This is a genomic window from Nocardia neocaledoniensis, assembly GCF_029868625.1.
Lineage (GTDB): Bacteria > Actinomycetota > Actinomycetes > Mycobacteriales > Mycobacteriaceae > Nocardia > Nocardia neocaledoniensis_A.
The window spans coordinates 1-11,367 of sequence record NZ_JARWOJ010000191.1 but is presented as its reverse complement, the minus strand read 5'-3'; the positions used below and the strand labels follow the sequence as shown (position 1 = coordinate 11,367).

Genomic DNA, 11,367 nt, shown 5'->3' with positions numbered 1-11,367 from the left:
CGCCCGGGGGGGCCCCCCGCCCCCCGGGGGCGGGGCGGGGGCCGGGCGCGGGGGGGGGGGGCGGCCAACCCCCCCCCGCCAGCAGGGTGGGTCGCTGCCCGGACAGCGCCTCGGCCCAGCCGCGCAGGGCCGCGTCCCGATCCTGTCCGGCCAGCCAGCTCAGGTACTCGCGGTACGGGCGCACGGGCGGCAACGGCGACGGCGCGCCGTCGGCCGCATAGGCCACGAGCAGCTCGCGCATCAGCAACGGCATCGACCAGCCGTCCACCAACAGATGATGCACCGTCAACACCAGATGGGTTCCGGTGTGGCGATAGACGGTGAACCGCGCCAGCGGCGCCACCTCCGGATCGAACCCGGTCCTCGCCTCGGCGGCCAGGAACTCACTCGCCGCCGCGGGCTCGGTGTCGACGACCCGCCACGGCACCGCCACGGACTCGACGACGAACCCGACCGGCGTCCCGGTAGGCGACGTCCCGAACGAGGTCCGCAGGATGGCATGCCGATCCAGCACCACCTGCGCCGCCCGGCGCAGCCGTGCCAGATCCACCTCGCCCGCCAGCTCGACCGCCAACTGCACCAGATACGGGTCCTCGGGCGACACCTGCGCCAGGAACAACAGCCCGAGCTGCAACGGCGCCAGGGACACGACGTCGGTGAGGCCGGGCCGTTCCCGATGCCAGCGGTCGAGCTCGTCCTGGCCGACCCGCACCAGCGCGACGTCGGAGGGAGTGAGCCCGCCCGCGGCCGGACCGCGCACATGCTCGGCGAGCACCGCCAAAGCCGCCGTCCAGCATTCGGCCAGCTCCCGCACCGACGCCTCGTCGACGATCCCGGAGGCATAGGAGAACGACGCCCGCAACCGTACGCCCGCGTCGGTCTCGGTGGCCAGCGCGTTGACGTCGATCACCGCCGCCGCGGGCAGTTCCGGGTCTTGGCCCGCGGCCGGCTCGCCCCAGTCCGCGGTCGGCAACCAGCCGCTCCCGGCGAGATCGGGCGACACCTCACCCGCCGAGATCCGGCCGAGGTAGTTGAAGCCGATCTGGCCCAGTTCACCGTCGAGCAGCTCGGCCGATTTCGCGTCGAGATGGCGGAGCATGCCGAAGCCGATGCCCTTGCGCGGCACCGCGATCAGCTGCTCCTTGACCGTCTTCACCACGGTCGCGGTCGCCGCGCCTGCCCGCCAAGCGTCGTCGAGGTCGACACCACTCAAATCCAGCGCGACCGGATACATGCTGGTGAACCAGCCGACCGTCCGGGTCAGATCCGCGCCGGGCACCGCCGACGCCTCCCTGCCGTGACCCTCCAGCCTGATCCGCGTGGCCGGCGCGTCGACGCCACGTCGCGACCGCCACGTGCGCACCGCCACCGCCAGCGCGGCGAGCAGACCGTCCTCGGCGCCCGCGCGATACCGCGTCGGCACCTCGGTGAGGACGGCCTCGGTGACGTCGGCGGGCACCGTGACGCTGAACGTGCGCACGGTCGAGGCGGTATCGAGCACCGGATCCAGCGCCCGGTCGCCGACGAGTGGATCGGGAACCGCCAGCGTCGCGCGCCAATGGTCGAGTTCGTCGCGTCGCGCCGGCGCGGCCTCGGCCAATCCGTGCGCCCAGCGACGGAACGAAGTCCCCACCGCGGGCAGCGCCATCCGCTGTCCCGCCGCGTACCGCGCCCACGCGGCCACCAGGTCCGACACCAGGATTCGCCAGGACACACCGTCGATCACCGCGTGGTGCGCGGCCACGATCAACCCGTCCGGGCCGTCGGTCCTGCGCAGCCAGGTGACCGAGAGCATGCGCGTGGCCGGGTCGAGAGCGGCCAGCGCGGCCTCCATGGCGGCCTCGGCGATCGCGTCGAGCGGCCCGCCGGCAGGGACGTCGAGCGTGGTGAGCAGGCTGCGCGCGTCGACGCTGCCCGGCGGCAGGGTCTCGAGCCGCCACTGTCCGTCGCTGTGCCGCAGCCGGGCACGCAGCATGTCGTGGTGGTCGATGACCGCGCCGAGAACCGTGACGAGACCGTCCCGGTCGACGGACTCGGGCAGTGCCAGCACCATCTGCTGGCTGAACCGGCCGAACACGCGGTCACCCGCGACCATCGCGGCCAGCACCGGCGTCAACGGCACCTCGCCCACCCCCGCACCGGGCAGCTCCGGCAGACTCGCCCCCGCCTCACCACCGAGCACCGCGACCCGCGCCAACCCCGCCACGGTGCGCTGCTCGAACACCTCCTGCGGCGTGAACGCGATCCCGGCCGCGCGCGCCCTGGTCACCAGCTGAATCGATAGGATGCTGTCGCCACCGGCGGCGAAGAACGAGTCCTCCGCCCCGACCCGCTCCACCCCGAGCACCTGCGCGAACAGCTCCGCGATCCGCGTCTCCACCGGACCGTGCGGCGCCCGCGACCCCACCGAACCGAACACCGGCACGGGTAAGGCGCCGCGGTCGAGCTTCCCGTTCGGCGTCAGCGGCAGCTCGTCCAGCACGACGACCACCGTCGGCACCATGTGCCCTGGCAACGTGGCCGCGACGAACTCGGTGAGCCGCGCGGTGTCCACCGAAACGCCCTGGTGGGCAAGCACATACGACACCAGCACGGTCGCACCGGAATCGGCCTGCACGCCGACGGTGACCGCGAAGTCCACCTCGGGATGCTCGGTGAGCGCCGCATCGATCTCACCGAGCTCCACACGGAAACCGCGCACCTTCACCTGAAAGTCCGAACGTCCCAGATACTCCAGCTCGCCCCCAGCCGTACGACGCACCAGATCACCCGTGCGGTACATCCGCGCGCCCTCGGCCCCGGCGAACGGCGACGCCACGAACCGGTCCGCCGTGAGACCCGGCCTGCCCAGATAGCTCTGCGCCAGCGCCGGACCCGACAGATACAGCTCACCGGCCACCCCCACCGGGACCGGCCGCAATCGCGCGTCCAGCACCACCGCGCCGACACCGGCGAACGGCGCACCGATCGTGATCGGCTGCCCCGGCGCCAGCTCCCCGCTCCCCGTGGCCAGGATCGTCGCCTCGGTGGGCCCGTACCCGTTGAAGAACGCGCGCCCCTCGACCGCCCACCGCTCGACCAGGGCGGGCCCGAACGCGTCACCCGCGACGACCACGACCCGCACCGTGTCCAGGCCGCCCGGATCGACCGACTCCAGCGCTGCCGGCGTGATCAGCAGGTGCGTCACCCGCTCCCGGCCCACCAGATCAGCCAGCTCGGGACCACCGAACACCGACGGCGGCGACACCACCAGGCGCGCCCCAGCCTGGAAGGTGACCAGCAGCTCGAGCACCGACACATCGAAGCTGGGGGAGCACACGTGCAGCACCCTCGACTCGGCGTCCACCCGATACCGCTCCCGCGCCGCCGACACGAGCGCACCCAGACCGGCGTGGGTGACGACCACACCCTTCGGCCGCCCCGTCGAGCCTGAGGTGTAGATGACGTAGGCCGGATGCTGCGCGCTCAGCGGACGGACACGGTCCAGGTAGGAGATCGGATGCGCGGGCTGCTCGGCGATCCGTGGGTCGTCCACCGACACCCAGTCGACCCCGTGGCCGAGCACGACGGCGTGCTCCGCACAGGTCAGCCCGAGCACCGCACCCGAATCCGCCACCAGGAAGGCGATCCGCTCGGCGGGCAACCCCGGATCGACCGGCACATAGGCGGCACCGGTCTTGGCCACCGCCCAGACCGCGAGCACCGACTCGACCGAACGGGTGACACCGAGCGCCACCACATCACCGGGGCCGACACCCCGCGCGATCAGCGCACGCGCCACCCGCGAGGACTGCTCGTCGAGCTGGGTGTAGGTGAGCTCGCGCCGCACGCCATCGGCAGGGGAGCAGACGAGCGCGACCCGATCACCGGCGGTATCGACCGCGGCGGTCAGCAGCTGCGTGAAGAGCGGAGTGCTCGCCTTGCGATTGCCTCGACCACGCGTCGCACGACGAACCTCACCCATCCGAGCACTACATCCTTCACCTGTTCGGCCCCACGGTGTCGCGATGATCCATGAACCCTGTCGGATTCTGGGCCTACCGGGGGTGGACCAGGTCGAACAAGCTGAAAGGAGTCGATCTCGGGGCGTTCGGCGACCATGACACCACAGGTTGCGGTGTCAAGACCACACAATCGGCGGGCAACCCCGCTCCGGGGCAACCCCGCCACTGAAATTTGTGCGCATGACACAATTCCGTCGACAGAATTTGTGCAAGGAACGGAGCGGGCCGGTGGCGGCATACGGATCACTGGTGTGGGTCGGCCAGGCACTCGGCCCGCTCACCGACGCCGTCACCGAGGACCTGATCCGGGTCACCGAACGACTGATCCCCGTCACCGACCTCGCCTTCGATCTCGCGGAGATGCGCGCCGCCAGCATCGCCGAGAACATCGCCCTCGTCCAATACGTCCTGGCCAACAACATCGACCCCGCCACCGTCACTCCACCCGCAGGTGCCGCCGCCTACGCCCAGCGGCTCGCCCGCCGCGGCGTCCCGCTCACCGTCCTGCTGCGCGCCTACGGGCTCGGCCAGTACCGGCTGCTCGACGCCGCGATCGGCCTGATCCTGGCCGTCCCCGGACCCGATCACGCCGCCCGAATCGCCGAACTCCTCGCGTTCGCCGGCACCTACCTCGACCGCCTCAACTCCTCGATGGGCCGCATCTACGAAGCCGAACGCGACCGCTGGCTCAGCAGCCGCCAAGCCGCCCGCCAGCAGTGGATCGCCCGGCTGCTCGACAGCGACGACGTCGACCTCGCCGCCGCCGAAGCCGCCCTGGACTACCGCCTCGACCAGCACCATCTGGCCGCCGAAGTGTGGACGACACCCGAAGCCACCGATACCGTCCGCGCCCTCGACCAGACCCGCAGGCTCCTGGCCACCGAAATGCGTTCCGGCGGTACCGAATTGGTCGCCACCACCGGCGACCGCGCCCTGCGGATCTGGTTCCCCGCCGATCCCGGACAGCGCGTCGGCCCGGACGAGCTCACCGACCGGATCAACGCCGCCGGCCTACCGGTGCGGGTCGCGGTGGGCCCCGTCGGCACCGGCCTCAGCGGATTCCGGCGCACCGCGCGCGCCGCCGCGCGCGCCAAAACGCTCATGGTGTCGGCGGGCGCCACGGCACCGACCGTCACCGGCTACGACACCGTCGCCCCCTTCGCCCTGCTCGCCGACGAGCCCGATGAACTCGCCGACCTGGCCCGCCGCGTCCTCGGCCCGCTCGCGGCCGACACCCCCAAGGCCGCACTCCTGCGCCACACCCTCGAGGTGTTCCTCGCCGAAGGCGCCAGCTACTCCCGCACCGCCCGCACCCTGGACGTGCATCGCAACACCGTGCAGTACCGCATCCAGCAACTCACCGGCCGCTACGGCATCTCGCTCGACACCGACACCTTCGAGCTGCGCTTCGCCCTCGGCATCTGCCGCTGGTACCGCCAGGTCCTCACCCGGCCGATCTGAGTCCGGCCGGTTTGTGCGTGACGCACAGTATCGAGTATCACGAAAAGATCTCGACGTGCGAGATTCGCCACTGCCCACCCCAGCCCGCCCCGAGTGCCCGACCGCGAGATCCGCGCGCTGACGGGCCAGGAACGCCAGGGGGGAGCGCAGCGATGCCAGGTCACCGGTCCGTCACGGCCTCATCGTGGTGGTCGATACACACGCCCGGCACCTACAGTCGAAAAGCGTCCGAACCACCACCACAGGGAAGTTCGCCCCATGCCACACACCGCGCCGAGCACCGCCACGTGCCGCGACGCACTGGAGCTGGCCGTCCGCGCCCCCTCGGTCCACAACTCCCAACCCTGGCGATGGAAGATCACCCGGGGACGGGTCGACCTGTACGCCGACTTCGGACGCCAGCTCGCCGCGACCGACCCCCGCGCCCGCGCCCTCCTCGTGAGCTGCGGCGCCGCCCTCAACCACCTCGAGGTCGCATTCGCCATGCTCGGCTGGCGCGCCGACATCACCCGCATGCCGGACCCCGCCCGCCCCGACCACCTCGCCACCCTCACCTTCACCGCCCGGCCGCCCACCGACTTCGACATCCGCCTGGCCGCCGCCATCCACGTCCGCCAGTCCGACCGCCGCCGCTACCCCGGCCTGCCCATCGCCACGACCGACCTGCGCGCCATCACCCGCTGCGCCGCTCGCTACGGCGCCGCGGCACGGCACGTCCCCGACCCGCTGCTCACCCAGCTCGCCGCCCCCATGCGCCGCGCCGCCGACCGTCACGCCACCGACGCCGCCTACCAGGCCGAACTGGCCGAATGGAGCGGCTGCCACGGCGCCGCCACCGGAGTCCCCGCCAGGAACGCGCCCGCCGCCCGGTCACCCGAGGAAATCCCCATGCGGGTCTTCGCGGGCACCGAACTCGCCGAATTCACCGACGGCCCCGACTCGGCACACTGGCTCGTGGTCTGCACGCCCCGCGACGACAGCCTGGCCCAGCTGCGCGCCGGCGAAGCGACCAGCGCCATGCTCCTGCAAGCCACCTACCGCGGCCTGGCCACCAGCCTGCAATCCGAACCCCTCGGCATGCTCGACCTGCGAGACCAGATCCGCGCCACAGTCCTGCGCGAATGCGCCTACCCGCACGTCATGCTCCGCCTCGGCGTCATGCCCTTCGCGGCGACACCGCTGGAATCCACGCCGCGCCGGCCACTCGCCGACGTCCTCGTAGGCTGACAAATCGGTTGACGCGCAACAGGTCCCTTGCCTAGACCTGTGACCATGCGCATCGGAGTGGTCGGACTGGGAATGGGCCTGTACCTGGCCTCGTGGAGTCGGCAGCTCGGCATCGACGTCGTCGCCGGCTGCGACCGCGACGCACAACGCCGCACCGACGCGGCCACCGCACTGCCCGGCGCCGACCTCTACGAGGACTGGACCGCACTGCTGGACCTCGACCTCGACGCCGTCATCCTCGCCAACGACTTCGACGAACACGCGCCACCGGCCATCGCCTTCCTCGACCGCGGCATCCACGTCCTCTCCGAAGCCGCCGCCTGTGCCGACGAAGACCAGGCCACAGCCCTCATCGAGGCCGAGCGGCGCTCCGCCGCCACCTACTCCTTCGCCGAGAACTACGTCTTCCACCCGCACGTCGAACTCCTGCGCGAGGCCGTGGACAACGAGGAGATCGGCCGCGTCACCCTCATCGAAGCCGACTACCTGCACGGAATGTCCCCCGAGGACGTCACCATGCTGATCGGCGACCCCGGCCACTGGCGCGGCCGCATCGCGCCCACCGCCTACTGCACCCACACACTGTCGCCGATCCTGGCCCTCACCGGCCAACAGCCGACCGAGGTGAGCGCCTTCCTCGTCGACACCACCGACCCCCGCACTGCCGCCGTCCTGGTCGTCCGGCTCAGCGGCGGGGGACTGGCCATCGCCCGCCACGGCTTCCTCCAAGGCGAACCGGACAGCCACTGGAGCTGGGTCTCGATCCGCGGCACCGCGGGAATCGCCGAGTCGCTGCGGGCGCCGGGGGAGCGCGCGTGGTCGGTGCGGGTCCGCAGGGAAGCCTGGACCGCGCCCGACGGCATCGTTCGCGACGAAGAACGCGCCCCGAAACCGGTCACCCTGCCCGACGGCACAATCGTCGAACCGAAAGCCGTCGGTACGGTCCGCATCCTCGAGGGATTCCGGGCGACCGTCGAACACGGCGCCGCGCCCTTGATCCCCGTCGGACCGGCCGTCGCCGCCTCACTGGTCGGCGTCGCCGGCGCCCGCTCCCTGCGGGAAGGATCACGCCCGGCACACCTGCCCGAACTGTGACCCACATCACTGCCTGAGCCTGTCAGGAATTCGCGCGCTGTCCCGTTCAAGGGGCACGCGAACCAGACAGGAGCGAACCATGAAGCACCGCATCGTCATCCTCGGAGCCGGATACGCCGGAGCCTTCTCCGCCGGATACCTGGCCAGGCAACTCCATGCGGACGATTTCGAGCTCACCGTCGTCAACGCCGAACCGGACTTCGTCGAACGGTTGCGCCTGCACCAGCTCGCCGCGGGCCAAGACCTCCGCCACCGGCCACTGACCGAGATCTTCGCCGGCACCAGCATCCAGCTGCGGGTGGCCCGGGTCAGCGACATCGACCCCGCGCGGCGCAGCGTCACCGTCGTCGACGACTCCGGCGTCGACCAGCTCCACTACGACACCCTGCTCTACGCCCTCGGCAGCACCGCCGCCGTCGACCACGTCCCCGGCGTCGCCGAACACGCCTTCCACGTGGCCGCCCGCCCCGCCGCGCTGCGCCTGCGCCAGCGGCTCGGCGAACTGGGGGAGCACGGCACCGTGCTGGTGGTCGGCGGCAACCTCACCGCGATCGAGGCCGTCACCGAGATCGCCGAATCCCATCCGCACCTGCGCGTCGGCCTGGCCACCCGCGGCGAAGCGGGCGGCTGGCTCGGCCCGAAAGCCCGACGCCACCTGTTCCGCGCCTTCGACCGGCTCGGCATCACCGTCCACGAACACACCACCATCGACCGGGTGGACGCCACCGCGGCGATCGCCGCGGACGGCACACGATTCACCGCCGACGCCGTCGTGTGGACCGCCGGATTCGCCGTGCACCCGATCGCGGCAGCCAGCGGCCTCGAAGTGCGACCCAACGGGCAGATCGTCGTCGACCGGCAGATGCGGTCGGTTTCGCACCCCGACGTCTACGTCGCCGGCGACAGCGCGTTCGTCGTCGGCGACAACGGCCGCCCGCTGCCCATGTCGTGCGCGTCCGCGGGATCCACCAGCATGCAGGCGACAGCCGCGATCATCGGCGATCGCACCGGCCGCGACATCGCCACCACCGCCCAGCCCTACGTCGGCAACCACATCAGCCTCGGCCGCAAGGACGGCATCTTCCAGCTGGTCGACGGCGACGCGCACGCCCGCTCGTGGGCGCTGTGCGGCCGGACCGCCGCCCGCGTGAAGTCGACCATCCTCGACACCGCCGCGTGGAGCCTCGCACACCCCACCTTCGGCAGGCCCGGCCACAACTACCGGTCCGTGCGCCGGGCGCCCGCACCCGGACTGGTCGCCGGATAGATTCGTGCGCATGGACCTTGCCGCCGTCTCCCGATTCGAGGCCAGCCGGACGCGGCTGGCCTCGATCGCCTACCGCCTGCTCGGCTCGGCGGCCGACGCCGAAGACACCGTGCAGGACGCGTTCCTGCGGTGGCAGGCCGCCGACCGCGCGTATGTCGAGGTGCCGGAGGCCTGGCTGACCAAGATCGTCACCAACCTGGCACTGGACCGGCTGCGCTCGGCCAAGGCCCGGCACGAACGCACGGTCGGTACCTGGCTGCCCGAACCGCTGCTCGACGGCGATCCGCTGCTCGGGCCCGCCGACACCGCCGAACAGCGCGAGTCCGTGACCCTGGCGGTGCTCACGCTCATGGAACGGCTCGCGCCGGTCGAACGCGCGGCCTACGTCCTGCACGAGGCCTTCGCCTACAGCCACGCCGAGATCGCGGAGATCCTCGGCATCTCCGTGTCGAGCAGTCAGCAGCACACGCACCGCGCCAAGCGGCGCATCGCCGCCGCCCGCATCACCACACCCGCCGATCATGCGGCCGCCCGCCGCGTGGTGGAGGCGTTCGTCGCCGCCGCCTCGTCGGGCCGCACCGAACGCCTGGTGGCCCTGCTGACCGACGACGCGCACGGGTTGTCCGACGGTGTCGGGGGACTGGCCGATCCCTTGATCCGGTTCCCGACGCCGAAGCGGCTCGCGACCGCGGTGCGCGCGGGGCTGAAGCCGTCACCGGCCAAGTACCAGCTCGCGGGCGGTTCGCCGGCGATTCACGCCGGCATGGTCAATGGGAGCCCGGCGATGCTGTTCACCCTCGACGGTCGCGTACTCGGGATCGCCGTTCTGGATATCCGGGGCGAGAAGATCGCGGAGGTGCGGGGAATTGCCGGACCCGGCCGAATTGCACGCCTTGGTGCCGAATGGCAGCGACAGGACCATGGTGCACCGATCGTCGCGGCCTGGTGACTCGGCGCAGTCGAAAACAATAGGTTTGAATGGCAAGTGAATAGGGTAGGCGGGTCGGCCACGGGGGAGTGTTGTGGGTACATGGAAAGTACGAACCGACCCGCCTGACATGCATTCGTTGACCCCACCCGGGCGGATGGGTGGCAATCACCGGTGCCCGGATCAGCCCTATGAACAGCAATGTTTCCGCTAACGTTCTGCGGGGAATTCCGATAACACCTAGTGCAACCACCTTTTCGTCGCCTAACTAGTGAAGATTCCGACCGGCGACAATTCGAGCGGAAGGGAGGTGGGTGAAATGGTCGTGGACTTCTTCCAGTGGCTCGCGAGTGTAATCTTCAATTTCTTCATCTGAGCCAGCCACAGAATATGACTATTGGTGGCGCGCATTCGAGCGCCACCAGTGGTCCGGGGGAGTATCGCGTGCGGCGAACCCCTTTACCGGTGCCCCGAAATATCGACCAGGTGAACCGGAGTCGACGGGCGTACAATCGGTAGCCCCAGGCGACAGGAGACGACGATGTCCATACGCGCCGCCGGACCAGCGGTGGTCCGGTCCGCAGCGATCGCCGCGGCCGCGGGTTCGGCCATCTTCTTCGGCGCGGCCGGTCATGCGTCCGCCGAAGTCGCACCCGGTCCTTATGTTTCCACGACCTGGTCGGGCGGCGTCGTGCTCCTGCAACGTGATGCCCGCGTCGAGGGTGGGGAACTGGTCTTGATCGGCCGTTATCCGATCATCTCGACACCCGAGGGTGGCTACGTGGACCTCTTTCCCGGCCATCGGGTCGTCATGAACAGCGATGGGCGCGGCGGCTACGCGGGCCCGGCATTCTTCGGCGGAGTGGAAATCGGCGCCATCACCCTCACGCCTCGCTGACCGAACCATCCCGAGTGTCGATGCGGGGCAGTAGCTGTCCGCACGTTACTTGACATAATGTGCATTATCGGCGTTTGAACGCGGCCGGTCAGGAGTGGTTCACGAGCAACTTCGCGCACTGCATGCAGCATTGCAGTCCATGCTTCGCCCTTTACTTCCTCATGCCCGGGTCTCGCACACTCGCGCAGCGTCTTGCATGCGCCCACTGGCCGTCGTTCTGTCGCCATCACACGGCTCGAGCCGTTGTAGCGCGTTTCGGCGATCTGCAAAAACGCCCGGCCGGCACCTTCAGCCCTCACCGGCGCGGATGAGCGGCGCCACCGACGACTCGACCGCCTCCCGTGCACTCCCCCTCCACTTCCCCGGCCCCCAAGATTTTGGAAAAGTGGGGAAAAAAGTGGTGGGGGCCGGGGTAAAGGAAATATAATATAAAACAACCGAGCCGGCTTAATAAATAACAAAACCCCCCCACCCCCCCAAAATAGGG

The 11,367-nt window shown here is 70.4% G+C and carries 7 protein-coding genes; 6 read left to right on the top strand and 1 reads right to left on the bottom strand.

Annotated features, from left to right (window positions below):
• On the bottom strand, positions 1-3,964 hold a 3,964-nt coding region (locus tag QH270_RS14020), incomplete at its 3' end, for an amino acid adenylation domain-containing protein (RefSeq protein ID WP_280341843.1).
• Positions 3,965-4,232: 268 nt separating this feature from the next.
• Between QH270_RS14020 and QH270_RS14015 the strand changes: the two genes are divergently transcribed.
• From QH270_RS14015 to QH270_RS13990, 6 genes are all read left to right on the top strand, one after another.
• Entirely contained in the window at positions 4,233-5,465 is a 1,233-nt protein-coding gene (locus QH270_RS14015) for a PucR family transcriptional regulator (RefSeq protein WP_280341840.1), read from the top strand.
• Positions 5,466-5,723: 258 nt separating this feature from the next.
• Positions 5,724-6,692, top strand: coding sequence for an Acg family FMN-binding oxidoreductase (locus QH270_RS14010; RefSeq protein ID WP_280341836.1), 969 nt, complete (start codon positions 5,724-5,726; stop codon positions 6,690-6,692).
• A gap of 45 nt (positions 6,693-6,737) precedes the next feature.
• Positions 6,738-7,787, top strand: a complete 1,050-nt coding sequence (locus tag QH270_RS14005) for a Gfo/Idh/MocA family protein (protein WP_280341835.1) — start codon at positions 6,738-6,740, stop codon at positions 7,785-7,787.
• A 79-nt stretch (positions 7,788-7,866) separates the two neighbouring features.
• The gene (locus QH270_RS14000) at positions 7,867-9,054 is read left to right on the top strand and encodes an NAD(P)/FAD-dependent oxidoreductase (protein WP_280341832.1); all 1,188 of its coding nucleotides are present in this window, start codon (positions 7,867-7,869) and stop codon (positions 9,052-9,054) included.
• A 10-nt stretch (positions 9,055-9,064) separates the two neighbouring features.
• Positions 9,065-10,003, top strand: a complete 939-nt coding sequence (locus QH270_RS13995; protein WP_280341829.1) for a sigma-70 family RNA polymerase sigma factor — start codon at positions 9,065-9,067, stop codon at positions 10,001-10,003.
• A gap of 520 nt (positions 10,004-10,523) precedes the next feature.
• Positions 10,524-10,880, top strand: a complete 357-nt coding sequence (locus QH270_RS13990; RefSeq protein ID WP_280341826.1) for a hypothetical protein — start codon at positions 10,524-10,526, stop codon at positions 10,878-10,880.
• Positions 10,881-11,367: the final 487 nt, after the last annotated feature.

Excerpts from the sequence above, each read along its gene's own strand:
- QH270_RS14010 (WP_280341836.1), top strand. The coding sequence starts at position 5,724 with ATGCCACACACCGCGCCGAGCACCGCCACGTGCCGCGACGCACTGGAG.
- QH270_RS14005 (WP_280341835.1), top strand. The coding sequence starts at position 6,738 with ATGCGCATCGGAGTGGTCGGACTGGGAATGGGCCTGTACCTGGCCTCG.
- QH270_RS14000 (WP_280341832.1), top strand. The coding sequence starts at position 7,867 with ATGAAGCACCGCATCGTCATCCTCGGAGCCGGATACGCCGGAGCCTTC.
- QH270_RS13995 (WP_280341829.1), top strand. The coding sequence starts at position 9,065 with ATGGACCTTGCCGCCGTCTCCCGATTCGAGGCCAGCCGGACGCGGCTG.
- QH270_RS13990 (WP_280341826.1), top strand. The coding sequence starts at position 10,524 with ATGTCCATACGCGCCGCCGGACCAGCGGTGGTCCGGTCCGCAGCGATC.